The sequence below is a fragment of the Streptomyces fradiae ATCC 10745 = DSM 40063 genome (genome assembly GCF_008704425.1).
GTDB classification, from domain to species: Bacteria; Actinomycetota; Actinomycetes; order Streptomycetales; family Streptomycetaceae; genus Streptomyces; species Streptomyces fradiae.
This window is the reverse complement of record NZ_CP023696.1, coordinates 1,506,763-1,532,175: the sequence shown is the minus strand read 5'-3', so window position 1 is coordinate 1,532,175 and position 25,413 is coordinate 1,506,763. Positions and strand designations below refer to the sequence as shown.

Sequence of the window (25,413 nt, the reverse complement as noted above, 5' to 3'; positions counted from 1 at the left end):
GGCTCGGTCACTGCCGCCCCCCTCGCTTCCGCTGGTCGTACTGCTGTTCTTCCCGCTGAGTGACGGCCTGAACGCTGACGGTCAGGTGTGACGGCCAAGGGGTGATGTGGCGTGTATCAGTCAGTGATACGGACGGCCGGGGCCGCGAACGCGTCTGAGAGAATTGACCTGTGATCTCACGAATCGATCTGCGAGGCGACGCCCTGCCGACGGGCGGCGCCCTGCGCGACCTGCTGCCCCGTGCCGAGTTCGACGTGGAAGCCGCCCTGGAGAAGGTGCGGCCCATCTGCGAGGACGTCCACCATCGGGGCGACGCGGCGCTGATCGACTACGCGGAGCGGTTCGACGGCGTCACCCTCGACCAGGTCCGGGTCCCGGCCGCCGCGCTGACCCGCGCGCTCCAGGAGCTCGACCCGGCCGTCCGGGCCGGCCTCGAGGAGTCCGTCCGGCGCGCCCGGATCGTCCACCGCGAGCAGCGCCGCACCACGCACACCACCCAGGTCGCCCCCGGCGGCACGGTCACCGAGAAGTGGGTCCCCGTCGGGCGCGTGGGCCTGTACGCGCCGGGCGGCCGCTCCGTCTACCCCTCCTCCGTGGTCATGAACGCCGTTCCGGCGCAGGAGGCCGGGGTCGAGTCCATCGCCCTCGCCTCCCCGCCGCAGAAGGAGTTCGGCGGCCTGCCGCACCCGACGATCCTCGCCGCCTGCGCCCTGCTCGGGGTCGACGAGGTGTACGCGGCCGGCGGCGCCCAGGCCGTCGCCATGTTCGCGTACGGCACGGAGAGCTGCGCCCCCGCCGACATGGTCACCGGCCCCGGCAACATCTGGGTCGCCGCCGCCAAGCGGTACTTCACCGGCCGCATCGGGATCGACACGGAGGCCGGCCCGACCGAGATCGCCGTCCTCGCCGACGCCACCGCCGACCCGGCGCACGTCGCGGCCGACCTGATCAGCCAGGCCGAGCACGACCCGCTCGCCGCGGCCGTCCTGGTCACCGACTCCGCCGAGCTGGCCGACGCCGTGGAGCGCGAGCTGGAGCCGCAGATCGCCGCGACCAAGCACGTGGACGACCGCGTCCTTCCCGCCCTGCGCGGCAAGCAGTCCGCCATCGTCCTGGTCGACGGCGTGGAGGAGGGCCTGCGGGTCGTCGACGCGTACGGCGCGGAGCACCTGGAGGTCCAGACCGCCGACGCCGCCGCCGTCGCCCAGCGCGTCCGCAACGCCGGCGCGATCTTCGTCGGCCCCTGGTCGCCGGTCTCCCTCGGCGACTACTGCGCCGGCTCCAACCACGTCCTGCCCACCGGCGGCTGCGCCTGCCACTCCTCGGGCCTGTCCGTCCAGTCCTTCCTGCGCGGCATCCACATCGTGGACTACACCCGCGAGGCGCTCGCCGAGGTCGCCCACCACGTGGTCACCCTCGCCGAGGCGGAGGACCTCCCGGCGCACGGCGCCGCCGTGAGGGTCCGCTTCGCCGGGGAGAACGGCGACGGGAAGGCGCCGCGGCCGTGACCGACGTACGCATCGACGACCTGCCCCTCCGCGACGAGCTGCGCGGCAAGTCCCCCTACGGGGCGCCCCAGCTCGACGTCCCCGTGCGCCTCAACACCAATGAGAACCCCTACCCGCTGCCCGAGCCGCTGGTGGAGCGCATCGCCGAGCGCGTCCGCGAGGCCGCCCGGCACCTCAACCGCTACCCCGACCGCGACGCCGTGGAGCTGCGCACCGAGCTGGCCCGCTACCTCACCCGCACCACCGGCCACCGGGTCGGCACGGAGCAGGTGTGGGCGGCCAACGGCTCCAACGAGGTCCTCCAGCAGCTGCTCCAGACCTTCGGCGGCCCCGGCAGGACCGCGCTCGGCTTCGAGCCCTCGTACTCGATGCACGGCCTGATCTCCCGCGGCACGGGCACCGGCTGGATCTCCGGGCCCCGCCGCGAGGACTTCGGGATCGACGTGGCGGCCGCGTCGGCGGCCATCGCCGAGCACCGCCCCGACGTGGTGTTCATCACCTCCCCCAACAACCCCACCGGCACCGCCGTCGACGCCGGCACGGTGCTCGCCCTCCACGACGCCGCCCAGGCCGCGAAGCCGTCCCTGGTGGTCGTGGACGAGGCGTACGTCGAGTTCAGCCACCGCCCGTCGCTGCTGCCCCTCATCGAGGGCCGCCCGCACCTGGTGATCTCCCGCACCATGTCGAAGGCGTTCGGCGCCGCGGGGCTGCGCCTCGGCTACCTCGCCGCCCACCGGGCCGTCGTCGACGCCGTCCAGCTCGTCCGCCTGCCCTACCACCTGTCCGCCGTCACCCAGGCCACCGCGCTCGCCGCGCTGGAGCACACCGATACGCTGCTGGGGTACGTCGAGCACCTCAAGGCCGAACGGGACCGGCTCGTCACCGAGCTGCGCGCCACCGGCTACGAGGTCACCGACTCCGACGCCAACTTCGTCCAGTTCGGACGCTTCGAGGACAGCCACGCCGTGTGGCGGGCCATCCTCGACCGCGGCGTCCTGGTCCGCGACAACGGCGTACCGGGCTGGCTGCGGGTCACCGCGGGCACGCCGCAAGAGAACGACGCGTTCCTGGACGCGGTTCGCGCCATTCGGAAGGAGCAGAGCTCATGAGCCGCGTAGGACGGGTCGAGCGCACCACCAAGGAAACGTCCGTCGTCGTCGAGATCGACCTCGACGGCACGGGCAAGGTCGACGTCTCCACCGGCGTCGGCTTCTACGACCACATGCTCGACCAGCTCGGCCGCCACGGGCTGTTCGACCTCACCGTCAAGACCGACGGCGACCTGCACATCGACTCGCACCACACGATCGAGGACACCGCCCTCGCCCTCGGCGCCGCCTTCCGGCAGGCCCTCGGCGACAAGGTCGGCATCTACCGCTTCGGCAACTGCACCGTCCCGCTCGACGAGTCCCTCGCCCAGGTCACCGTCGACCTCTCCGGCCGCCCCTACCTCGTGCACACCGAGCCCGAGAACATGGCGCCGATGATCGGCGCGTACGACACCACGATGACCCGGCACATCCTGGAGTCGTTCGTCGCGCAGGCCCAGATCGCGCTGCACGTCCACGTCCCGTACGGGCGCAACGCCCACCACATCGTGGAGTGCCAGTTCAAGGCCCTCGCCCGCGCCCTGCGCTACGCCTCCGAGCGCGACCCGCGCGCCGCCGGCATCCTGCCGTCCACGAAGGGCGCCCTGTGACCGGGCTGTCGACCATCCTGATCGTCGTCGGCCTCTTCCTGGCCGGCGGCGTGTACTCCTTCACCCGGCAGAAGATGCCCAAGGGCGTCATCGTCCTGCTCGCCGTCGCCTCCGGCATGTGTCTCCTCGCCGGCGTCCTGAGGATCCAGGGAATCTGGGAATGACCCGCATGAAGACCGCGAAGAAAGTCGTCGTCCTCGACTACGGCTTCGGCAACGTCCGCTCGGCCGAACGCGCCCTCGCGCGCGTGGGCGCCGACGTCGAGATCACCCGCGACTACGACACCGCCATGAACGCCGACGGCCTCCTCGTGCCCGGCGTCGGCGCCTTCTCCGCCTGCATGGCCGGGCTGAAGGAGGCCCGCGGCGACTGGATCGTCGGCCGCCGGCTCTCCGGCGGCCGGCCCGTGATGGGCATCTGCGTCGGCATGCAGATCCTGTTCGCCCGCGGCGTCGAGCACGGCGTCGAGACCGAGGGCCTGGACGAGTGGCCCGGCACGGTCGGCCCGCTCAAGGCGCCCGTCATCCCCCACATGGGGTGGAACACGGTCGAGCCGCCCGAGGGCTCCGAGCTGTTCGCCGGCGTCGACCCCGGCGAGCGGTTCTACTTCGTCCACTCCTACGCCGTGACCGACTGGTCCCTGGAGACCGCCAACCCCGCCCTGCGCGCCCCGGCGGTCACCTGGTCCACGCACGGCGAGCGGTTCGTCGCCGCCGTCGAGAACGGCGCCCTGTGGGCGACCCAGTTCCACCCGGAGAAGTCCGGGGACGCCGGCGCCCAGCTGCTGACCAACTGGCTCAAGACCTTCTGAACCACCGCCCCATTCCGCTGAGAGGCCAGGACCGCTGAGATGACCACGCTCGAACTCCTCCCCGCCGTCGACGTCAGGAACGGCCAGGCCGTCCGGCTCGTCCACGGCGAGTCCGGCACGGAGACGTCCTACGGCTCCCCGCTGGAGGCGGCGCTGGCCTGGCAGCGCGCGGGCGCCGAGTGGCTCCACCTGGTGGACCTCGACGCCGCCTTCGGCACCGGCGACAACCGCGCCCTGGTCGCCGAGGTCACCGGGGCCATGGACATCAAGGTCGAGCTGTCCGGCGGCATCCGCGACGACGCCTCGCTCGCCGCCGCCCTCGCCACCGGCTGCACCCGCGTCAACCTCGGCACGGCCGCCCTGGAGACCCCCGAGTGGGTCGCCAAGGTCATCGCCGAGCACGGCGACAAGATCGCCGTCGGCCTCGACGTGCGCGGCACCACCCTGCGCGGGCGCGGCTGGACCCGCGACGGCGGCGACCTGTACGAGACGCTGGAGCGGCTGAACCGGGAGGGCTGCGCCCGCTACGTGGTCACCGACATCGCCAAGGACGGCACGCTCCAGGGCCCCAACCTGGACCTGCTGCGCGACGTGTGCGCCGCCACCGACCGGCCCGTCGTCGCCTCCGGCGGGGTGTCCTCGCTGGACGACCTGCGCGCCATCGCGGGGCTGGTCCCGCTCGGCGTCGAGGGCGCCATCGTCGGCAAGGCCCTGTACGCGAAGGCGTTCACCCTGGAGGAGGCGCTCGCGGTGGTGTCCGGATGACCGGGACGCCCCGCAGGGTCGTCACCGGGGCGCCGTGGGAGGAGCAGTTCGGCTACTCCCGCGCCGTGGAGCTGCCGAACGGGCTGGTCCTCGTCTCCGGCTGCACGTCCGTCGTGGACGGCGCCGTCGTGGACGCGGGCCCGTACGAGCAGGCCGTCAACGCCTTCAACGTGGCGTTCGACGCACTGCGGCAGCTCGGCCTCGGCCCGGCGGACGTCGTCCGCACCCGCATGTACATCACCCACGCCCGCGACGTGGAGGAGGTCGGACGCGCCCACAAGGACCTGTTCGACGCCGTCCGCCCCGCCGCGTCGATGCTCGTCGTCTCCGGCTTCGTCGACTCCCGGCTGGTCGTCGAGGTCGAGGTCGAGGCGTACCGCACGAACGGAGGTGCCGCGTCATGAGCCTCGCGGTCCGAGTCATCCCCTGCCTGGACGTGGACAACGGCCGCGTCGTCAAGGGCGTCAACTTCCAGAACCTCCGCGACGCGGGCGACCCCGTCGAGATGGCCAGGCTGTACGACGCCGAGGGCGCCGACGAGCTGACGTTCCTCGACATCACCGCCTCGTCCGGCAACCGGGAGACCACCTACGACGTGGTGCGGCGCACCGCCGAGCAGGTGTTCATCCCGCTCACCGTCGGCGGCGGCGTCCGCAGCGCCGACGACGTGGACCGGCTGCTGCGCGCGGGTGCGGACAAGGTCGGCGTCAACACGGCCGCCATCGCCCGGCCCGAGCTGATCCGGGAGATCTCCGAGCGGTTCGGCAGCCAGGTGCTCGTCCTGTCCGTGGACGCCCGGCGCTGCCCGGAGGGCACCGGCACGCCGTCCGGCTTCGAGGTCACCACGCACGGCGGGCGCCGGGGCACCGGCATCGACGCCGTGGAGTGGGCGCACCGCGCCGCCGAGCTGGGCGCGGGAGAGATCCTGCTGAACTCGATGGACGCCGACGGCACCAAGGACGGCTACGACACGGAGATGATCAGGGCGGTCCGCGCGCAGGTCTCCGTGCCCGTGATCGCGTCGGGCGGCGCGGGGAAGCTGGACCACTTCCCGCCGGCCGTCGACGCCGGTGCGGACGCCGTGCTGGCCGCGTCCGTCTTCCACTTCGGCGACCTGCGGATCGGCGAGGTCAAGGCCACCCTCCGCGCGGCGGGCCACCCGGTCCGCTGAGACCACCCGGTCGCTGGGACCACTCGGCCCGCTGGGGCCGCCCGGCCCCCTGCGGCTCCTGGCCGGTGCCGCCCGCCCCGGGAGCCGAGGCCGCCTCGTCCGCGGAGCCGCCCGGCCACGGCCGGGTGAAACAGGGCCGGTCCGCCGGCCGCCCGGCCCGCCCGGGTCGGCCTCGCCGGCCCCGCCCGGGCCTCGGCGCCCGCCGGCCGGGCCACCGCGCCGTACCGGCCGACCCGCGCCGGCCCCGGCCGCCCGTACCCGCACACCGGGCCGGGCGGCAGGGGCCGGGCGACCGGGGCCGGGCGGCGTCAGCCCAGCGGCTGGGCGAGCTGGACCAGGTTGCCGACGGTGTCGTCCAGCACCGCCGTGAGGATCGGCCCCTGCTCGGTGGGCTCCTGCGGGAACACCACGCCCAGCCCCCGCAGCCGCTCGTACTCGGCCCGCAGGTCGTCGACGCCGAAGACGATGCACGGCAGTCCCGCCTCCCGCAGGCCCCTGGTGTACTGCCGCGCGATCGGGCTGTCGCCCGGCTCCAGCAGCAGCTCCACGTCCTGCCCCGGCGCGCCGACCGTGATGAACAGCGCCCCGCCCAGGTCGATGCGGGTGCGGGTCTCGAAGCCCAGGACGTCCGTGTAGAAGGCGTGCGCCCTCTCCTCGTCGTCCACGTACACGCTGGTCATCGCGATCCTGATCACGGCCTCACACTCCCAGCCGCGCCTTCAGGACGGCCGCGACGGCCCCCTCGTCGCCGTCCAGCTCCACCCGGGCGGCCGCCTGCCGCCCGTACAGGAACAGCGTCAGCTCGCCGGGCTCGCCCGTCACCGTCACCACGGGCGTGCCACGGTGCGCGACGGCGGTCTGCCCGTTCGGACGGCGCACCACCAGGCCGCCGGGGGAGCGGCGGCCCACCAGGCGGGCCGTCTTCTCCAGCCGCGCCCACAGGGCGTTCGCGAACACCGGGTCGATCTCGCGGGGCGTCCAGTCCGGCTGCGCCCGCCGCACGTCCTCGGCGTGCACGTAGAACTCGACGGTGTTGGCGCCCTCGTCGACCTGCTTGATGGAGAAGGGCGACATCCGCGGCGGCCCGGAGCGGACGAGCTGGACCAGCTCCTCGTACGGCTTCGCGGCGAACTCCGCCTGCACCCGCTCCAGCCGGTCCCGCAGCGGCCCCAGGAGCACGCCCGCCGCCGCGTCCGGCCGGCGCTCCCGCACCACCACGTGGGCGGCGAGGTCGCGGGTGGTCCAGCCGTCGCAGAGCGTCGGCGCGTCGGGACCCGCCGCCTCCAACAGATCGGCCAGGAGCAGTCGTTCACGCTTGGCATGGGTGGACATGTCCGCCAGCGTACGGGGACCGGCTCCGGTCCGCCCAGTGGACACGGCCCGAGGCGCCCCCCGGCGCGCGGCACAATGGCGTCATGACCAGCGATCTCGACCCGGCCATCGCCGCCCGCCTCAAGCGCAGCCCCGACGGACTGATCCCGGCCATCGCCCAGCAGTACGACACCGGCGAGGTGCTGATGCTCGGCTGGATGGACGACGAGGCCCTGCACCGCACCCTCACCACCGGCCGCTGCACCTACTGGTCGCGCAGCCGCCGCGAGTACTGGGTCAAGGGCGACACCTCCGGGCACGTCCAGCACGTCAGGTCGGTCGCCCTCGACTGCGACGCGGACACCCTCCTCGTCAAGGTCGACCAGGTGGGCGCCGCCTGCCACACCGGGGCCAGGACCTGCTTCGACGCCGACGTGCTGCCGCTCGGGCAGTAGGGTCGGGCGCCATGGACCTCGAGACCTTCCGCAAGCTGGCGGCCGACCGCCGAGTGATCCCCGTCAGCCGCCGCCTCCTCGCGGACGGCGACACCCCGGTCGGCCTCTACCGCAAGCTGGCCGGCGAGCGGCCGGGGACCTTCCTCCTGGAGTCCGCCGAGAACGGCCGCTCCTGGTCCCGCTACTCCTTCGTGGGCGTCCGCAGCGCCGCCACCCTGACCGTACGGGACGGGCAGGCGCACTGGCTGGGCACCCCGCCCGTCGGCGTCCCCGTCGACGGCGACCCGCTCCAGGCCCTGCGCGCCACCGTGGACACCCTCCAGACGCCCCCCATGCCCGACGGCCCGGCAGGCGCCGGCGAGCCGGGCTCCGGGATGCCGCCCTTCACCGGCGGCATGGTCGGCTACCTCGGCTACGACATCGTGCGGCGCCTGGAGCGCATCGGCGACCACGGCGCCGACGAGCTGGGCCTGCCCGAGCTGACCATGCTCCTCACCTCCGACCTGGCCGTCCTCGACCACTGGGACGGCACGGTCCTGCTGATCGCCAACGCGATCAACCACAACGACCTCGACACCGGCGTGGACGAGGCGTACGCGGACGCCGTCGCCCGGCTCGACGCCATGCAGGCCGACCTCACCCGGCCCGCCGAGTCCGGCCCCGCCGTGCTGCCCCCCTCCGAGCTGCCCCCGTACACCGCCCGCTGGGGCGGCGCGGCCTACCAGGAGGCCGTCGAGGACATCAAGGAGCGCATCCGCGCGGGCGAGGCCTTCCAGGTCGTGCCCTCCCAGCGGTTCGAGACGCCCTGCGAGGCGAGCGCCCTCGACGTCTACCGGGTCCTGCGCGCCACCAACCCGTCCCCGTACATGTACCTGCTGCGCCTCGACGGGTTCGACGTCGTCGGCTCCAGCCCGGAGGCGCTGGTCAAGGTCGAGGGCGGGCACGCCATGGTCCACCCCATCGCCGGCACCCGGCCGCGCGGCGCCACCCCGCAGGAGGACCAGGCCCTCGCCGACGAGCTGATCGCCGACCCCAAGGAGCGCGCCGAGCACCTGATGCTCGTCGACCTCGGCCGCAACGACCTCGGCCGGGTGTGCGAACCGGGCTCCGTCGAGGTGGTCGACTTCATGTCCATCGAGCGGTACTCGCACGTCATGCACATCGTCTCCACGGTGACCGGCCGCGTCGCGGCAGGACGCACCGCCTTCGACGTGCTGACCGCCTGCTTCCCCGCCGGGACGCTCTCCGGGGCGCCCAAGCCGCGCGCCATGCAGATCATCGAGGAGCTGGAGCCCAGCCGCCGCGGCCTGTACGGCGGCGCCGTCGGCTACCTGGACTTCGCGGGCGGCTCGGACACGGCCATCGCCATCCGCACGGCCCTGCTGCGCGACGGCACGGCGTACGTGCAGGCGGGCGCCGGGGTCGTCGCCGACTCCGACCCGGTCGCCGAGGACACCGAGTGCCGCAACAAGGCGGCCGCCGTGCTCCGCGCCGTCCACACCGCCAACCGGATGAACCGCGTCTGAGGCGCATGGGGGATAGTGGGTGCGTGAGTGCCGCATCCGTACCCCAGCCCCGCGCCGCCGGCCAGGGCGAGGCGGCGACCGCCCGCAGCGGCCGCCGCAGCCTCGCCGCGGCCCTGCTCCTCGGCGCGCTCGGCGCCGCCGTCGTCCTGCTCGCCTCCGGCCGCACCTGGACGGAGGGGCGCGTGACCGGCGTCGGCGGCACCGTCACCCTCAGCGCCTCGGGCGGTGACGTCACCGGCGCCCCCACCGCCCTGGCCGTGGTCGGGCTGGCCGCCCTCGTCGCCGTCCTCGCCACCCGCGGCGCCGGCCGCCGCGTCGTCGCCGTCCTGCTGGCGCTGAGCGGCGCCGGAGCCGCCGCGGCGGCCCTCGTCGGCGCCGGGGACGGCGCCGCCCTCGACGAGCGGGCCGCCCTCACCACCGGCGACACCGCCGCGCGGGCCGTCGGCCTCACCCAGACGGCGTGGCCCTACGTGACGGCCGGCGCCGCCCTGCTGATCCTCGCCGCCGGGCTGATCGCGCTGCGCTTCGGACCCGCCTGGCCCGCCATGTCGGGCCGCTACGAGCGGGACGGGGGCCCCCGCGCGCGCAGCGCCCGCCGCCCCGAGGACCCCGAGCGGCCCGAGGACCTGTGGAAGGCCCTGGACCGGGGCGAGGACCCCACGGACGGGCCGGGCACGGCGGCGCCCCGGCCCTGACCGGCGCGTTCCGACCCGCGCGGCGCACCCCCGGATCACCCGGCACGTGCGGGTGCGGAACAATGGTCCCGAGCGTCCGCACTCGGCGGGGCCTCACAGCGCGACACTGCGACATTCAACGAGGAGCAACTCATGGCGGGCAGCGCCCACGGACACACCCCGGCCGCCTGGACCGGTGTCACCATCTCCTTCATCGGCTTCTGCGTCGCCGGTGTCTTCATGGTGGCGGCCAACCCGCTCGGCTTCTGGGCCGGAATCGCCGTCGTCCTGATCGGCGGCGTCGTCGGCGCCGCGATGAAGGCCGCCGGTCTCGGCCAGCCGAAGGAGTCGCGCGAGCAGCACGAGGCGCGTACCGCCGCGGGCCGGGCGCAGGCCGCCTCCTGACACCCGTACGGCCCCGGCCCCCGGCCGGGCGCGAGGCGCGGTCCGGTCGCTCCGGGCTGCGCCTTCCCGTATGAGCGGGGACAATCGGCGCGTGGACGCCACGACACCGCCCCCCGCGCCGCCCCTGAGCCCTCCGCCCCCCGCGCCGTACGCGGACCCTCCGCCCCTCGCGCCCCACGCGGGCCTTTCGGGGCCCCAGTCTTCCGCGGCCCCCGCGTCTTCCGCGGACCCCGAGTCCTCTGCGGCCCCCGCGTCTTCCGCGGGCCCCGAGTCCTCTGCGGGCCCCGAGTCTTCCGCGGACCCCGCGTCGTCCGCGGCCCGGGCGGGCCACGAGGGCCCCGCGCTGTGCGCGGCCCCGCCGCACTCCGCGGGCCCCGCGCCCGCGCCGTACGCCCCGCCCCCGCTGCGCAGGCGGCTGCTCGCGCCGCTGGGCGCCCTCGCCGGGGCCGCCGCGGCCTTCGCGTACGTCGGCGCCGTCGACCCGAACGAGCCGGGCCACTACCCCGTCTGCCCCCTGCTGCGGTACACGGGCCTGTACTGCCCCGGCTGCGGCGGCCTGCGCAGCGCCCACGCCTTCGTCCACGGCGACCTGGCCGCCGCCCTCGGCGCCAACGCCATGGCCGTCGCCGGATACGCCGCCTTCGCGGTGTTCATGGTCTTCTGGCTGGTCCGGGCGGTGCGCGGCGTCCCCGTACGGCTCAATCCGAGCCCGGCGCTGCTGTGGGCGGTCGGCGGGATCTGGGCGGTCTTCTGCGTCGTGCGCAACCTGCCGGCCGGCGCGGCGCTCGCCCCCTGAGGCGCCCGGAGACGCCCCGGGACGGCCTGAGTCCGGGGTTCCGCGCCGGATCGTCAACCGGATGCGGCCGTTGTCACCGGCTGCGGATACCATCGAGGGTGACTGGCTTGATCAAAACATCACCCTCCCGGAAGGGGGCCTCTCGCGTGAGTGTGCTCGACGAGATCATCGAAGGCGTCCGCGCCGACCTCGCAGAGCGACAGGCGCGGGTCTCCCTCGACGAACTCAAGGAGCGGGCCGCCAAGGCCCCCCAGGCCCGGGACGGCGCCGCCGCCCTGCGCGGCGAGGGCGTCAAGGTGATCTGCGAAGTCAAGCGCTCCAGCCCGTCGAAGGGCGCCCTGGCCGCCATCGCCGACCCGGCGGGGCTGGCCGCGGACTACGAGGCGGGCGGCGCGGCCGTGATCTCCGTCCTCACCGAGCAGCGGCGCTTCGGCGGCTCCCTCGCCGACCTGGAGGCCGTCCGCGCCCGCGTCGACGTGCCGGTCCTGCGCAAGGACTTCATCGTCACGGCGTACCAGCTCTGGGAGGCCCGCGCGTACGGCGCGGACGTCGCCCTGCTGATCGTCGCCGCCCTGGACCAGCCCGCGCTGGTCTCGCTGATCGAGCGCGCCGAGTCCATCGGCCTCACCCCGCTCGTCGAGGTCCACGACGAGGAGGAGGCCGAGCGCGCCGTCGACGCGGGAGCCCGCGTCATCGGCGTCAACGCGCGCAACCTGAAGACCCTCAAGGTGGACCGCTCCACCTTCGAGCGGGTCGCCCCGGAGATCCCGGACCACATCGTCAAGGTGGCCGAGTCCGGCATCCGCGGCCCGCACGACCTGATCGCCTACGCGAACGCGGGCGCGGACGCCGTCCTCGTCGGCGAGTCGCTGGTGACCGGCCGCGACCCGAAGGCCGCCGTGGCCGACCTGGTCGCCGCCGGGGCGCACCCGGCGCTGCGGCACGGAAGGGACTGAAGCCCGCCCGTGCCCGAGTCCACCGCCCCCGTCCGGCCCGCCGCGTCCCGGCGGCCCCGCGCGGTCCTGGCCACGCCCCCCGAGGCGTACGCCCGGCTCGCCCGCGGCTGCCGTCCGCGGGGTTGCCGCGCGCCCGCCCGCCGGGTGCACGGACGGCGGGTGCGGTACGTGATCGGCTCGGAGCCCGGCCAGGTCAACGGCATGCGATGGCGCCCCCCGCGGGGCGCGGGGAGCACGACCGCGTGACGCACCGCGCCCGGCCACCCGGCCGGGCGGCGGGCCCCGCCCCCACGGCGTCTGGTGTCCATCCACACTCACCGTGAGGTTTCCGCATGTCCAGCCAGTTCTTCCGGCCCGATCCGGAGGGCCGCGTCCCCGACGCCGAGGGCTACTTCGGCGCGTTCGGCGGCAAGTTCATCCCGGAGGCGCTCGTCGCCGCCGTCGACGAGGTCGCCGTCGAGTACGAGAAGGCCAAGTCCGACCCCGAGTTCGCCCGCGAGCTCGACGACCTGCTCGCCCACTACACCGGCCGCCCGAGCGCCCTCACCGAGGTGCCCCGGTTCGCCGAGCACGCCGGCGGCGCCCGGATCTTCCTCAAGCGCGAGGACCTGAACCACACCGGCTCCCACAAGATCAACAACGTGCTGGGGCAGGCCCTGCTCACCCGGCGCATGGGCAAGACCCGGGTCATCGCCGAGACCGGCGCCGGGCAGCACGGCGTCGCCACGGCCACCGCCTGCGCCCTGTTCGGCCTCGACTGCACCATCTACATGGGCGAGGTCGACACCCGCCGCCAGGCGCTCAACGTCGCCCGGATGCGCATCCTCGGAGCCGAGGTCGTCGCGGTGAAGTCCGGCAGCCGCACCCTGAAGGACGCCATCAACGAGGCGTTCCGCGACTGGGTCGCCAACGTCGACAGCACCCACTACCTCTTCGGCACGGTCGCCGGGCCCCACCCGTTCCCGGCCATGGTCCGCGACTTCCACCGGGTCATCGGCGTCGAGGCGCGCCGCCAGCTCCTGGAGCGCGCCGGACGGCTGCCCGACGCCGCCGTGGCCTGCGTCGGCGGCGGTTCCAACGCCATCGGCCTGTTCCACGCCTTCCTCCCCGACGAGGGCGTCCGCCTGGTCGGCTGCGAGCCGGCCGGGCACGGCGTGGAGAGCGGCGAGCACGCGGCGACCCTGACCGCCGGCGAGCCGGGCATCCTGCACGGCTCCCGCTCGTACGTCCTCCAGGACGACGAGGGCCAGATCACCGAGCCGTACTCGATCTCCGCCGGCCTGGACTACCCGGGCATCGGCCCCGAGCACGCCCACCTCAAGGACACCGGGCGCGCCGAGTACCGCGCGGTCACCGACGACGCGGCCATGCACGCCCTGCGCCTGCTCTCGCGCACCGAGGGCATCATCCCGGCCATCGAGTCCGCGCACGCGCTCGCCGGAGCCCTGGAGGTCGGCCGCGAGCTGGGCCAGGGAGGGCTGATCGTGGTCAACCTGTCGGGCCGCGGCGACAAGGACATGGACACCGCCGCCCGCTACTTCGGGCTGTACGACACGGACGCCGAGGTCGCCGCCGACGGGGCCGGCGCCGCCGAGATCGAGGGGGACGCCAAGTGAGCGGGAACATCCGGCTGCTGAGCGACACCCTCGCCGCCGCGAGGGCCGAGGACCGGGCCGCGCTCGTCGCGTACCTCCCGGCGGGCTTCCCCACCGTGGAGGGCGGCATCGAGGCGGTCAAGGCCGTGCTCGACGGCGGCGCCGACGTCGTGGAGGTCGGCCTGCCGCACAGCGACCCCGTCCTGGACGGCCCCGTCATCCAGACCGCCGACGACGTCGCCCTGCGCGGCGGCGTCCGAATCGCCGACGTGATGCGCACGGTTCGCGAGGCGTACGAGGCCACCGGCAAGCCGGTCCTCGTCATGACGTACTGGAACCCGGTCGACCGCTACGGCGTGGAGCGGTTCACCGCCGAGCTGGCCGAGGCGGGCGGCGCCGGCTGCATCCTGCCCGACCTGCCGGTGCAGGAGTCCGGACTGTGGCGGGAGCACGCCGAGAAGCACGGCCTGGCCACCGTCTTCGTCGTCGCGCCCAGCAGCAGGGACGAGCGGCTCGCCACCATCACCGCGGCGGGCAGCGGCTTCGTCTACGCCGCCTCCCTGATGGGGGTCACCGGGACCCGCGAGTCCGTCGGCGGGCAGGCCGCCGACCTGGTGCGGCGCACCCGCGCCACCACGGACCTGCCGGTCTGCGTCGGGCTCGGCGTGTCGGACGCCGCTCAGGCCGCCGAGGTCGCCTCCTTCGCGGACGGCGTCATCGTCGGCTCGGCCTTCGTCAAGCGGCTCCTCGACGCCGAGGACCAGGCGGCCGGGATCGCCGCCGTACGGGAACTGGCGGGCGAACTGGCCCGCGGCGTGCGGCGCACCCCGTAACCCGTACGGGTGGATGTGGAACCGGGGAGGCGCGTACGTGCCTCCCCGGTTCGTTGCCTGAGCGTGAACGAGAAGAACAGGGCAGGGAAGCGGAGCGCGCGCGAGCGGCTCCAGATGGAACGCGAGCGCGAGCGGGCGCGGGAGAAGCGGCGCCGGATGGTGCTGGTGTCGGCCGCCGTGGTCGGCGTGCTGGGGCTGGCCGCCGTGGTCGGCGTGATCGCGGCCAACAGCGGCGGCAGGGGAGACACCTCCGGAAAGGGCCCGGTGGCCGCGCCGACCGGCGCGACCGGCGAGGACCAGCTCGTCATCCCGGTCGGCGCGTCGGACGCCCCCGCCACGCTGACCGTGTGGGAGGACTTCCGCTGCCCGGCCTGCGCCATGTTCGAGAACGCCTTCCGGGACACCATCCACGAGCTGGAGGCCGCCGGGCAGCTCAGGACCGAGTACCGGCTCGCGACGATCATCGACGGCAACATGGGCGGCAGCGGCTCGCTCAACGCGGCCAACGCCGCGGCGTGCGCGCAGAACGCGGGGAAGTTCACCGCCTACCACGACGTGCTCTTCGCCAACCAGCCGCAGGAGTCCGACGACGCCTTCGCCGACGACGCCAAGCTGTTCGAGCTGGCGGCGAAGGTGCCCGGCCTCGACACACCGGCCTTCCGCTCCTGCGTCGCCGAGGGCACCCACGACGGCTGGGTGAACGCGTCGAACGCGGCGTTCCAGGAGGGCGACTTCCGGGGCACGCCGACCGTGCTGCTCAACGGCGAGTCGATCTTCCCGACGAAGGGGAACGAGCAGATCAGCCCGGAGAAGCTGAAGGAGTGGGTCGCCGAGGCGAACAAGGGCAAGAAGCCCGGCACGCTCACCCCGTCCGCCGGTCCGTCCGCCTCCGCGTCGGCGTCCCCGCAGGGCTCGGAGCAGGGCTCCGGCCAGGGCGAGGAGCCCGGGGCCGAGTCGGGCGCGGCGTCCGGTCAGCAGTCCGGGGAGCCGAGGAGGCAGGAGACCGGGCCGAAGGAGTCCTCGCCGGGCGGCTCCGCGGAGTCCGACACGGGCTCCGGACCGGGCTTCGGGGCGGACACGGCGTACTGACGGCCTGACGCCCGCCGGACCCGTTCCGCCCGCCGCTCGGGGGAGCGGGTCCGGTGTTATGCAGTCTTTGTCGGGCGGATGGCCCGGTCCCGGGCCCGGCACGGTAGCGTCGGTCGTGCCATGGACCTTGCCTACATTCCCAGCCCGTCGACCGGTGTGATCAATCTCGGACCGGTTCCGCTGCGCGGCTATGCCTTCTGCATCATCATCGGTGTCTTCGTCGCCGTCTGGTACGGCAACCGGCGCTGGATCGCCCGCGGCGGCACCGCCGGCACGGTGGCGGACATCGCCGTCTGGGCGGTCCCCTTCGGCCTGGTCGGCGGCCGGCTGTACCACGTCGTCACCGACTACCAGCTCTACTTCAGCGAGGGCCGGAACTGGGTCGACGCGTTCAAGATCTGGGAGGGCGGCCTCGGCATCTGGGGCGCCGTCGCCCTCGGCGCGGTGGGGGCCTGGATCGGCTGCCGCCGCCGGGGCATCCCCCTGCCCGCGTACGCGGACGCCATCGCCCCCGGCATCGCGCTCGCCCAGGCGATCGGCCGCTGGGGCAACTGGTTCAACCAGGAGCTGTACGGCCGCCCCACGGACCTGCCGTGGGCGCTGCGGATCAGCGAGGGCGTGAACCGCGAGGGCGGGCTGTACCACCCGACCTTCCTGTACGAGTCGCTGTGGTGCGTCGGTGTCGCGCTGCTGGTGGTGTGGGCGGACCGCCGGTTCACCCTGGGCCACGGCCGGGCCTTCGCCCTGTACGTCGCCGCGTACTGCGCGGGGCGCGGCTGGATCGAGTACATGCGCGTCGACGACGCCCACCACATCCTGGGCCTGCGCCTCAACGTGTGGACCGCGATGCTCGTCTTCCTGCTCGCCGTGGCCTACATCGTGGTGTCGGCGCGGAAGCGGCCGGGCCGGGAGGCGGTCGTGGAGCCCGCGCGGAAGGCCGCCCCGGTCGGGGGCGAGGCCACCGCGGACGGCCCCGCCGCCGGGAACGGTGCCGACGGGAAGGGCGCTGAGAGTGCTGAGGGCGCTGACGGTGCTGACGGGAAGGCATCTGAGGGCGCTGACGGGAAGGCCGTCGGTGGGAAGGGCTCGGAGGGGCCCGGCACCGGGGCGGACGCCGACGGGGCGGACGCCGGGGCCGAGGCGTCGCCGAAGCGCTGACCTCGGGCGTATACGAGCGGCGGCCGCCGGGACCGTGAGGGTCCGGGCGGCCGCCGCGCCGACTCAGGCCGTCCCCGGCCCGCCGGTGAGGGCGTCGATCTCCTCGCGGTAGGGCATCGAGGACGACGCCCCGGCCCGCCCCACCGACAGGGCCGCCGCGGCCGACGCCCACGCCAGCGCGTCCGGTACGGGCCTGCCCTCCGCGAGGGCCACCGCGAGCGCCCCGGTGAAGGTGTCCCCGGCCGCCGTCGTGTCCACGGCCCGCACCGGCCGGGACGGCACCGTCACCGGGCGGGCGCCGCGGGCCGCGTACAGGGACCCGGCCGCGCCGAGCGTCACGACGACCTCGGGGACGTCCCGCAGCAGCCCGTCGGCGGCGGCACGCGGATCGGCGGCACCGCTCAGGGCGTTCGCCTCGTGCTCGTTGGGCACCAGCAGGTCGACCAGCGCGAGCAGCTCGCGCGGCAGCGGCCGGGCGGGAGCCGGGGTCAGCACCGTGCGCACGCCGTGGCGGCGGGCGGCCCGCGCGCCGGCGATCACGGCGTCGAGCGGCAGTTCGAGCTGGAGCAGAAGCGCGTCGGCCGCCGCGATGCGGGCCTCGTCCTCGGGCGTCAGGCCGGTGACCGAGGCGTTGGCGCCGGGCACCACCACGATGGCGTTGCCCCCGTCGTCGTCGACCACGATGTGGGCGGTGCCGGACGGCCCGTCGGCCGTGCGCAGCAGGGTCGTGTCCACGCCGGACTCCGCGAGGGCGGCCCGGAGGCGGGGCCCGAGGTCGTCGGAGCCGACCGCGCCGAGCATCGACACGCGGGCGCCCGCGCGGGCCGCCGCGACGGCCTGGTTGGCGCCCTTGCCGCCCGGGACCGTGCGGAAGGCCCGCCCCGTCACGGTCTCGCCGAGCCGGGGCGCCCGGGGGACGTAGGCGACGAGGTCCATGTTGGTGCTGCCGAGCACGGCGATGCGGGGCGGGGCGGGGGTGGTGCGCGTCATGCCGGGATTCTCCCCCGCGAAGGGGAGCGCACGCCCGGCGAAGGGGCGCGCACGCGCCGCGAGCATGGGGAGCGCACGCGCCGCGAGCGGTGCGCCCCAGGTGAAGCGACCCTTACTAAGTAAAGCCTGCCTTGCTGGCGCGACCCTTACATCGCGCGTACTTTCGAGGCCAGATCGGAACGGCGCGGGCCATCCGCGTGCGAGTCAGGGGAGAGCTCTGTGTCCATCATCGAGAACGAGGCCGCGCTGCACGTCGCCCACCGCGACAACCACACCCACCGCGACGTCAACGGCGGCTGGCTGCGCCCGGCGGTGTTCGGGGCGATGGACGGCCTCGTCTCGAACCTGGCGCTGATGACCGGCGTCGCGGGCGGAGCCGCCTCCCAGCAGACCCTCGTCATCACCGGCCTGGCCGGTCTCGCCGCGGGCGCCTTCTCCATGGCGGCCGGCGAGTACACTTCCGTCGCCTCGCAGCGGGAGCTGGTCGAGGCGGAGCTGGACGTGGAGCGGCGGGAGCTGCGCAAGCACCCGGTGGACGAGATGGAGGAGCTGGCCGCGCTGTACGCGGCGCGCGGCGTCGAGCCGGAGCTCGCCCGCGAGGTGGCCATGCAGCTCTCCCGCGACCCGGAGCAGGCGCTGGAGATCCACGCCCGCGAGGAGCTGGGCATCGACCCGGACGACCTGCCGTCGCCGCTGGTCGCCGCCGCCTCGTCGTTCGGCTCGTTCGCCCTGGGCGCGCTGCTGCCGGTCCTGCCGTACCTGCTGGGGGCGACCGCGCTGTGGCCCGCCGTGGCGCTGGCGCTGGCCGGTCTCTTCGCCTGCGGGGCGCTCGTGGCGCGGGTCACGGCGCGCGGCTGGTGGTACAGCGGCCTGCGGCAGCTCGCGCTGGGTGGCGCGGCGGCGGCCGTGACGTACGCGCTGGGCACGGCCTTCGGCGCGGTGCTCTGACGCGCGGTGCTCAGCACGTGCGCGGGGCCCGACGCGCGCGGTGCGGGAGGCGGGGGCGCGGGTTACCGTGGGATGACCGGGACGTTGTGACGTACGTCCCGGTAGCCGGATCGGCCGACGGGTGGGACACTATGCGGAGCACCACATAGGTAGCCGATATCCGGCGGACCCGGCGGTTTCGACTCCCCTCACCTCGGGCATGAGTCGTGAGCGCCGCGGGCAACGAAGCCCGCTTCCCCCGGCAGGCCGCAGGACGCCCATCCGCGTCCCTCCCGCTCTGTCTCCCCAGACTCGCACAGTGGCTGTACATCCCTGTGGTGTCCGCATGTTGGAATGAAGCTTCCGGTTTCCGAGAAGCGTTCCATCATGTAACCTGCACGAAATTTCGCGAGGGCCAACGTCGTCCCTCGGCACATCACATGCCACGACGACGACGGGAGAGCCGATGCGTTCCGACGCCTGGTCGCCCATGGACAGTCGCCCCGCTCCGCAGGGGATGTACGACCCCCGCAACGAACACGACGCGTGCGGCGTCGGCCTGGTGGCCACCCTCACCGGTGTCCCCAGCCACGAGCTGGTCGAGCAGGCGCTGACCGTACTGCGCAACCTGGAGCACCGCGGTGCCACCGGCTCCGAGCCCGACTCCGGCGACGGCGCGGGCATCCTCATCCAGGTGCCCGACGCCTTCCTGCGCGAGGTCGCCGGATTCGCGCTCCCCGAGCCCGGCGCGTACGCCGTCGGCGCCGCCTTCCTCCCCGAGGACACCGCGGACGAGGCCGTCTCGCGGATCGAGACGCTCGCCGGCGAGGAGGGCCTCACCGTCCTCGGCTGGCGCGAGGTCCCCGTCACGCCGGACCTCCTCGGCGCCACCGCCCGCGCCACCATGCCGGCCTTCCGCCAGCTCTTCGTCTCCGACGGCGGCGCCAGCACCGGCATCGACCTGGACCGCAAGGCGTTCGTGCTGCGCAAGCGCGCCGAGATCGAGCTGGGCGTCTACTTCGCCTCGCTCTCCGCCCGCACCCTGGTCTACAAGGGCATGCTCACCACCGGGCAGCTGGAGCCGTTCTTCCCGGACCTCTCCGACCGCCGCATCGCCAGCGCGCTCGCCCTGGTCCACTCCCGCTTCTCCACCAACACCTTCCCGAGCTGGCCGCTCGCCCACCCGTACCGCTTCGTCGCCCACAACGGCGAGATCAACACGGTCAAGGGCAACCGCAACTGGATGCGCGCCCGCGAGTCCCAGCTCGTCTCCGACCTCTTCGGCGACAGGGAGCTGGAGCGGATCTTCCCGATCTGCACCCCGGACGCGTCCGACTCCGCCTCCTTCGACGAGGTCCTCGAACTCCTCCACCTCGGCGGCCGGTCGCTGCCGCACGCGGTGCTGATGATGGTCCCCGAGGCGTGGGAGAACCACGACTCGATGGACCCGGCCCGGCGCGCCTTCTACCAGTACCACTCCACGATGATGGAGCCCTGGGACGGCCCCGCCTGCGTCACCTTCACCGACGGCACCCAGATCGGCGCCGTCCTCGACCGCAACGGGCTGCGCCCCGGCCGCTACTGGGTCACCGACGACGGCCTCGTCGTCCTCTCCTCCGAGGTCGGCGTCCTCGACGTCGAGCCCGGCAAGGTCGTCCGCAAGGGCCGCCTCCAGCCGGGGCGGATGTTCCTCGTCGACACGGCCGAGCACCGCATCATCGAGGACGACGAGATCAAGGCGAAGCTCGCCGCCGAGCACCCGTACCAGGAGTGGCTGGAGACCGGGATCATCACGCTCGGCGACCTGCCCGAGCGCGAGCACATCGTCCACACGCACGCCTCGGTCACCCGCCGCCAGCAGACCTTCGGCTACACCGAGGAGGAGCTGCGCGTCATCCTCGCGCCGATGGCGCGCACCGGCGCCGAGCCGATCGGCTCCATGGGCACCGACTCGCCGATCGCCGCGCTCTCCGACCGGCCCCGCCTGCTCTTCGACTACTTCACGCAGCTGTTCGCGCAGGTCACCAACCCGCCGCTGGACGCCATCCGGGAGGAGCTGGTCACCTCCCTGCTCTCCTCCCTCGGCCCGCAGGGCAACCTGCTGGAGCCGACCGCCGCGTCCTGCCGCAGCGTCACCCTGCCGTTCCCGGTGATCGACAACGACGAGCTGGCCAAGCTCATCCACGTCAACGCCGACGGCGACATGCCCGGCATGACCGCCGTCACCCTCTCCGGCCTGTACCGGGTCTCCGGGGGCGGCGACGCGCTGGCCGCCCGGATCGAGGAGATCTGCGCCGAGGCCGACGCCGCCATCGAGGACGGCGCCCGCCTGATCGTGCTGTCCGACCGGCACTCCGACGCCGAGCACGCGCCGATCCCCTCGCTGCTGCTCACCTCCGCCGTCCACCACCACCTCATCCGCACCAAGCAGCGCACCCAGGTGGGCCTGCTGGTCGAGGCCGGCGACGTCCGCGAGGTCCACCACGTGGCGCTGCTCATCGGCTACGGCGCCGCCGCCGTCAACCCGTACCTCGCCATGGAATCCGTCGAGGACCTCGTCCGCGCCGGTACGTTCATCGAGGGCGTCGAGCCCGAGCAGGCCATCCGCAACCTGATCCACGCCCTCGGCAAGGGCGTGCTGAAGGTCATGTCGAAGATGGGCATCTCGACCGTCGCCTCCTACCGCGGCGCCCAGGTCTTCGAGGCCGTCGGCCTGGACCAGGGCTTCGTCGACACCTACTTCAACGGCACCTCCAGCAAGATCGGCGGCGCCGGGCTCGACGTCGTCGCCAAGGAGGTCGCCGCCCGCCACGCCAAGGCGTACCCGGCCAGCGGCATCGCCCCGGCCCACCGCGCCCTGGAGATCGGCGGCGAGTACCAGTGGCGCCGCGAGGGCGAGCCGCACCTGTTCGACCCCGAGACGGTCTTCCGCCTGCAGCACGCCACGCGCTCCAAGCGGTACGACATCTTCAAGAAGTACACCGAGCGGGTGAACGAGCAGTCCGAGCGGCTGATGACGCTGCGCGGCCTGTTCGGCTTCCGGTCCGACCGGCCCTCGATCCCGATCGAGGAGGTCGAGCCGGCGAGCGAGATCGTCAAGCGGTTCTCCACCGGCGCCATGTCGTACGGCTCCATCTCCAAGGAGGCGCACGAGACCCTCGCCATCGCCATGAACCAGCTCGGCGCGAAGTCCAACACCGGCGAGGGCGGCGAGGACCCGGACCGCCTCCACGACCCGGCGCGCCGCTCCGCGATCAAGCAGGTCGCCTCGGGCCGCTTCGGCGTGACCTCCGAGTACCTGGTCAACGCCGACGACATCCAGATCAAGATGGCGCAGGGCGCCAAGCCCGGCGAGGGCGGTCAGCTCCCCGGCCACAAGGTGTACCCGTGGGTGGCGAAGACCCGGCACTCCACGCCCGGCGTCGGCCTGATCTCCCCGCCGCCGCACCACGACATCTACTCCATCGAGGACCTCGCCCAGCTGATCCACGACCTGAAGAACGCCAACCCGGCCGCCCGCATCCACGTGAAGCTGGTCTCCGAGGTCGGCGTCGGCACGGTCGCGGCCGGCGTCTCCAAGGCCCACGCGGACGTCGTGCTCATCTCCGGCCACGACGGCGGCACCGGCGCCTCCCCGCTCACCTCGCTGAAGCACGCCGGCGGCCCCTGGGAGCTCGGCCTCGCCGAGACCCAGCAGACCCTGCTGCTCAACGGGCTGCGGGACCGGATCGTCGTCCAGACCGACGGCCAGCTCAAGACCGGCCGCGACGTGGTCATCGCCGCGCTGCTGGGCGCCGAGGAGTTCGGCTTCGCGACCGCGCCGCTCGTCGTCTCCGGCTGCGTCATGATGCGCGTCTGCCACCTGGACACCTGCCCGGTCGGCATCGCCACGCAGAACCCGGTCCTGCGGGAGCGGTTCTCCGGCAAGCCCGAGTTCGTCGTGAACTTCTTCGAGTTCATCGCCGAGGAGGTCCGCGAGCTCCTCGCCGAGCTGGGCTTCCGCACCCTGGACGAGGCGGTCGGCCACGCCGAGCTCCTCGACACGGACCGCGCCGTGGACCACTGGAAGGCCCAGGGCCTCGACCTGGCCCCGCTCTTCCACGTGCCCGAGCTGCCCGAGGGCGCCGTCCGCCACCAGGTCGTCGCCCAGGACCACGGCCTGGAGAAGGCGCTCGACAACCAGCTGATCGAGCTGGCCGCCGACGCGCTCGGCGCCGCGAGCCCCGAGGACGCCCGGCCCGTCCGCGCCCAGCTCGCCATCCGCAACATCAACCGCACGGTCGGCACCATGCTCGGCCACGAGGTGACCAAGCGGTTCGGCGGCGCGGGGCTGCCCGACGACACCATCGACGTCACCTTCACCGGCTCCGCCGGCCAGTCGTTCGGCGCGTTCGTGCCGCGCGGTGTGACCCTCCGCCTGGAGGGCGACGCCAACGACTACGTCGGCAAGGGCCTGTCCGGCGGCCGGATCGTCGTGCGCCCCGACCGGGCCGCCGACCACCTGGCCGAGTACTCGACCATCGCGGGCAACACCATCGCGTACGGCGCGACCGGCGGCGAGATCTTCCTGCGGGGCCGCACCGGCGAGCGCTTCTGCGTCCGCAACTCCGGCGCCCTGGTGGTGTCCGAGGGCGTCGGCGACCACGGCTGCGAGTACATGACCGGCGGCCACGCGGTCGTCCTCGGCGAGACCGGGCGCAACTTCGCGGCCGGCATGTCCGGCGGTGTCGCGTACGTCGTCGACCTCGACCCGGACAACGTCAACGCGGGCAACCTGGCGGCCGTCGAACCCCTCGACGACGCCGACAAGACGTGGCTGCACGACGTGGTGCGCCGCCACCACGAGGAGACCGGCTCCACCGTCGCCGAGAAGCTCCTCGCCGACTGGGCCGCCGCCGCGGACCGCTTCAGCAAGATCATCCCGACCACGTACAAGGCAGTGCTCGCCGCCAAGGACGCCGCCGAGCGGGCCGGTCTCTCCGAGACCGAGACCACCGAGAAGATGATGGAGGCGGCGACCAATGGCTGACCCCAAGGGCTTCCTGCACCACGGCCGCGAGGGCGCGGCGTCCCGCCCCGTCGAGGAGCGCGTCAAGGACTGGAACGAGGTCTACGTCCCCGGCTCCCTGCTGCCGATCATCAGCAAGCAGGCGTCCCGCTGCATGGACTGCGGCATCCCGTTCTGCCACAACGGCTGCCCCCTCGGAAACCTCATCCCCGAGTGGAACGACTTCGCCTACCGCGAGGACTGGGGCGCCGCCTACGAGCGGCTGCACGCCACCAACAACTTCCCGGAGTTCACCGGGCGGCTGTGCCCCGCCCCGTGCGAGGCGGCGTGCGTGCTCGGCATCAACCAGCCGGCCGTCACCATCAAGAACGTCGAGGTCTCGATCATCGACAAGGCGTGGGAGTCCGGCAACGTGGCCCCCCAGCCCCCGGAGCGGCTCTCCGGCAAGACCGTGGCCGTCATCGGCTCGGGCCCGGCCGGGCTCGCCGCCGCCCAGCAGCTCACCCGCGCCGGCCACACGGTCGCCGTGTACGAGCGCGCCGACCGCGTCGGCGGCCTCCTGCGGTACGGCATCCCCGAGTTCAAGATGGAGAAGCGCCACATCAACCGGCGCATCGAGCAGATGCGCGCGGAGGGCACCCGCTTCCGGACCGGCGTCGAGATCGGCCGCGACCTCAAGGCGACCGACCTGCGCAGGCGGTACGACGCCGTCGTGATCGCCGCGGGTGCCACCACCGCCCGCGACCTGCCCGTGCCGGGCCGCGAACTCAAGGGCGTCTACCAGGCGATGGAGTACCTGCCGCTCGCCAACAAGGTGCAGGAGGGCGACTTCGTCACCCCGCCGATCACCGCCGAGGGCAAGCACGTCGTGGTCATCGGCGGCGGCGACACCGGCGCCGACTGCGTCGGCACCGCCCACCGCCAGGGCGCCCTCTCCGTCACCCAGCTGGAGATCATGCCCCGGCCGGGCGAGAAGCGCGCCCCGCACCAGCCGTGGCCGACCTTCCCGATGCTGTACAAGGTCACCTCGGCCCACGAGGAGGGCGGCGAGCGGGTCTACTCCGTCTCCACCACCCGCTTCGAGGGCGACGAGGACGGCAACGTGCAGTGGCTCCACCTGATCGAGGTAGAGTTCGTCGACGGCAAGCTGACGCAGAAGGCCGGCACCGAGCGGAGGATCCCCGCCCAGCTGGTCACCCTCGCGATGGGCTTCACCGGCACGGACGTGCAGAACGGCCTGGTCGAGCAGTTCGGCCTGGAGCTCGACGAGCGGGGCAACATCGCCCGCGACGCCGACTTCCAGACCAACGTGCCGGGCGTCTTCGTCGCCGGCGACGCCGGGCGGGGCCAGTCGCTCATCGTCTGGGCCATCGCCGAGGGCCGCTCCGCCGCCCGCGGAGTGGACCGGTTCCTCACCGGCGCCAGCGAGCTGCCGGCCCCGATCCGGCCGACCGACCGCGCGCTGACGGTCTGACCGTCCGCGCCCCACAGCGTCCCGTACAACGGCGTACGGAACACAGCAGCGCCCGCCTCGTCCCCGACCGGACACCAGGCGGGCGCTGCGCCCTTTCTGCCCCGCGCCCGTCCGCCCGTCCGCCCGCGCCCGTCCGCCCGTCCGTCCGTGCCCTTCCCCGGGTCCCGGTCGCCCGGCGCCGCCCCCGTGCCGTACTTTCGACGCACGCGGCACACAGCACAGGTGTACGCAGCACAGGTGCACGACGCAGCCAGCGGACAGC

The 25,413-nt window shown here is 73.9% G+C and carries 24 protein-coding genes and 1 pseudogene; 22 read left to right on the top strand and 3 right to left on the bottom strand.

Annotated elements, in window-relative coordinates; all coding sequences use genetic code 11:
• The first annotated feature begins 170 nt into the window (after nucleotides 1–170).
• From hisD to hisF, 8 genes are read left to right on the top strand one after another with little or no spacing between them, the layout of a single operon-like run.
• Nucleotides 171–1,508 (top strand): histidinol dehydrogenase, encoded by a 1,338-nt coding sequence (hisD, locus tag CP974_RS06800; RefSeq protein WP_031128435.1) that lies wholly within the window; start codon nucleotides 171–173, stop codon nucleotides 1,506–1,508.
• Nucleotides 1,505–2,617: a histidinol-phosphate transaminase gene (locus CP974_RS06795; RefSeq protein WP_031128436.1), complete on the top strand. Its 1,113-nt coding sequence runs from the start codon at nucleotides 1,505–1,507 to the stop codon at nucleotides 2,615–2,617. Before hisD ends, CP974_RS06795 begins: the two co-directional genes overlap by 4 nt.
• Nucleotides 2,614–3,207 (top strand): imidazoleglycerol-phosphate dehydratase HisB, encoded by a 594-nt coding sequence (gene hisB, locus CP974_RS06790; RefSeq protein ID WP_031128437.1) that lies wholly within the window; start codon nucleotides 2,614–2,616, stop codon nucleotides 3,205–3,207. Before CP974_RS06795 ends, hisB begins: the two co-directional genes overlap by 4 nt.
• Nucleotides 3,204–3,371, top strand: a complete 168-nt coding sequence (locus tag CP974_RS29495) for a CG2302 family histidine operon protein (protein ID WP_031128438.1) — start codon at nucleotides 3,204–3,206, stop codon at nucleotides 3,369–3,371. Before hisB ends, CP974_RS29495 begins: the two co-directional genes overlap by 4 nt.
• A gap of 5 nt (nucleotides 3,372–3,376) precedes the next feature.
• The gene (gene hisH, locus CP974_RS06785; RefSeq protein ID WP_031128439.1) at nucleotides 3,377–4,018 is read left to right on the top strand and encodes an imidazole glycerol phosphate synthase subunit HisH; all 642 of its coding nucleotides are present in this window, start codon (nucleotides 3,377–3,379) and stop codon (nucleotides 4,016–4,018) included.
• Between the two features lie 39 nt (nucleotides 4,019–4,057).
• Nucleotides 4,058–4,783: a bifunctional 1-(5-phosphoribosyl)-5-((5-phosphoribosylamino)methylideneamino)imidazole-4-carboxamide isomerase/phosphoribosylanthranilate isomerase PriA gene (gene priA, locus CP974_RS06780; RefSeq protein ID WP_031128440.1), complete on the top strand. Its 726-nt coding sequence runs from the start codon at nucleotides 4,058–4,060 to the stop codon at nucleotides 4,781–4,783.
• The gene (locus CP974_RS06775; protein WP_031128441.1) at nucleotides 4,780–5,187 is read left to right on the top strand and encodes a RidA family protein; all 408 of its coding nucleotides are present in this window, start codon (nucleotides 4,780–4,782) and stop codon (nucleotides 5,185–5,187) included. The genes priA and CP974_RS06775 overlap by 4 nt, the downstream gene beginning before the upstream one ends.
• Complete coding sequence (hisF, locus tag CP974_RS06770; RefSeq protein WP_031128442.1) at nucleotides 5,184–5,954, top strand: imidazole glycerol phosphate synthase subunit HisF; 771 nt, start codon at nucleotides 5,184–5,186, stop codon at nucleotides 5,952–5,954. The genes CP974_RS06775 and hisF overlap by 4 nt, the downstream gene beginning before the upstream one ends.
• A gap of 308 nt (nucleotides 5,955–6,262) precedes the next feature.
• On the opposite strand, the gene CP974_RS06765 is transcribed toward hisF, so the two are convergent.
• Nucleotides 6,263–6,649: a VOC family protein gene (locus tag CP974_RS06765; protein WP_031128443.1), complete on the bottom strand. Its 387-nt coding sequence runs from the start codon at nucleotides 6,647–6,649 to the stop codon at nucleotides 6,263–6,265.
• Nucleotides 6,650–6,653: 4 nt separating this feature from the next.
• Nucleotides 6,654–7,286: a TIGR03085 family metal-binding protein gene (locus tag CP974_RS06760; RefSeq protein WP_031128444.1), complete on the bottom strand. Its 633-nt coding sequence runs from the start codon at nucleotides 7,284–7,286 to the stop codon at nucleotides 6,654–6,656.
• An 83-nt stretch (nucleotides 7,287–7,369) separates the two neighbouring features.
• Here CP974_RS06760 and hisI point away from each other — a divergent pair, with 83 nt between their 5' ends.
• The 11 genes and pseudogenes from hisI (at nucleotide 7,370) to lgt (ending at nucleotide 16,752) form a co-directional block, all read left to right on the top strand.
• Nucleotides 7,370–7,720 carry a phosphoribosyl-AMP cyclohydrolase gene (gene hisI, locus CP974_RS06755; protein WP_031128445.1) on the top strand — a complete coding sequence of 117 codons (351 nt, stop codon included), beginning with the start codon at nucleotides 7,370–7,372 and terminating at the stop codon, nucleotides 7,718–7,720.
• An 11-nt stretch (nucleotides 7,721–7,731) separates the two neighbouring features.
• Complete coding sequence (locus CP974_RS06750) at nucleotides 7,732–9,246, top strand: anthranilate synthase component I (RefSeq protein WP_031128446.1); 1,515 nt, start codon at nucleotides 7,732–7,734, stop codon at nucleotides 9,244–9,246.
• Between the two features lie 5 nt (nucleotides 9,247–9,251).
• A complete protein-coding gene (locus CP974_RS06745; RefSeq protein WP_031128448.1) occupies nucleotides 9,252–9,941 on the top strand; it encodes a TIGR02234 family membrane protein in 690 nt (229 codons plus the stop codon).
• 132 nt (nucleotides 9,942–10,073) lie between these two features.
• Nucleotides 10,074–10,325: an HGxxPAAW family protein gene (locus tag CP974_RS06740; RefSeq protein WP_031128449.1), complete on the top strand. Its 252-nt coding sequence runs from the start codon at nucleotides 10,074–10,076 to the stop codon at nucleotides 10,323–10,325.
• A gap of 91 nt (nucleotides 10,326–10,416) precedes the next feature.
• Nucleotides 10,417–11,121, top strand: coding sequence for a DUF2752 domain-containing protein (locus tag CP974_RS30935; RefSeq protein WP_373276709.1), 705 nt, complete (start codon nucleotides 10,417–10,419; stop codon nucleotides 11,119–11,121).
• A gap of 146 nt (nucleotides 11,122–11,267) precedes the next feature.
• Nucleotides 11,268–12,077: an indole-3-glycerol phosphate synthase TrpC gene (gene trpC / locus CP974_RS06730; RefSeq protein WP_037936407.1), complete on the top strand. Its 810-nt coding sequence runs from the start codon at nucleotides 11,268–11,270 to the stop codon at nucleotides 12,075–12,077.
• Nucleotides 12,078–12,143: 66 nt separating this feature from the next.
• A complete protein-coding gene (gene trpM, locus CP974_RS30825) occupies nucleotides 12,144–12,323 on the top strand; it encodes a tryptophan biosynthesis modulator TrpM (RefSeq protein ID WP_031128453.1) in 180 nt (59 codons plus the stop codon).
• Nucleotides 12,324–12,409: 86 nt separating this feature from the next.
• Nucleotides 12,410–13,693: a tryptophan synthase subunit beta gene (trpB, locus tag CP974_RS06720; protein WP_031128454.1), complete on the top strand. Its 1,284-nt coding sequence runs from the start codon at nucleotides 12,410–12,412 to the stop codon at nucleotides 13,691–13,693.
• The gene (trpA, locus tag CP974_RS06715; RefSeq protein ID WP_031128455.1) at nucleotides 13,690–14,505 is read left to right on the top strand and encodes a tryptophan synthase subunit alpha; all 816 of its coding nucleotides are present in this window, start codon (nucleotides 13,690–13,692) and stop codon (nucleotides 14,503–14,505) included. Before trpB ends, trpA begins: the two co-directional genes overlap by 4 nt.
• 63 nt (nucleotides 14,506–14,568) lie before the next feature.
• Nucleotides 14,569–15,384 (top strand): annotated as a pseudogene (locus CP974_RS06710) (DsbA family protein); the annotation flags it as partial.
• A gap of 330 nt (nucleotides 15,385–15,714) precedes the next feature.
• On the top strand, nucleotides 15,715–16,752 hold the full coding sequence (gene lgt, locus CP974_RS06705) for a prolipoprotein diacylglyceryl transferase (protein ID WP_031128459.1): 1,038 nt from the start codon (nucleotides 15,715–15,717) through the stop codon (nucleotides 16,750–16,752).
• Nucleotides 16,753–16,815: 63 nt separating this feature from the next.
• On the opposite strand, the gene rbsK is transcribed toward lgt, so the two are convergent.
• Complete coding sequence (rbsK, locus tag CP974_RS06700) at nucleotides 16,816–17,742, bottom strand: ribokinase (RefSeq protein ID WP_031128460.1); 927 nt, start codon at nucleotides 17,740–17,742, stop codon at nucleotides 16,816–16,818.
• 219 nt (nucleotides 17,743–17,961) lie between these two features.
• Between rbsK and CP974_RS06695 the strand changes: the two genes are divergently transcribed.
• The 3 genes from CP974_RS06695 to CP974_RS06685 all read left to right on the top strand — a co-directional run bounded on the left by CP974_RS06695 (nucleotide 17,962) and on the right by CP974_RS06685 (nucleotide 25,151).
• Entirely contained in the window at nucleotides 17,962–18,690 is a 729-nt protein-coding gene (locus CP974_RS06695; protein WP_031128461.1) for a VIT1/CCC1 transporter family protein, read from the top strand.
• Between the two features lie 445 nt (nucleotides 18,691–19,135).
• Nucleotides 19,136–23,698 carry a glutamate synthase large subunit gene (gltB, locus tag CP974_RS06690; protein ID WP_037936412.1) on the top strand — a complete coding sequence of 1,521 codons (4,563 nt, stop codon included), beginning with the start codon at nucleotides 19,136–19,138 and terminating at the stop codon, nucleotides 23,696–23,698.
• Entirely contained in the window at nucleotides 23,691–25,151 is a 1,461-nt protein-coding gene (locus CP974_RS06685) for a glutamate synthase subunit beta (protein ID WP_031128463.1), read from the top strand. Before gltB ends, CP974_RS06685 begins: the two co-directional genes overlap by 8 nt.
• The last annotated feature ends 262 nt before the right edge of the window (nucleotides 25,152–25,413 follow it).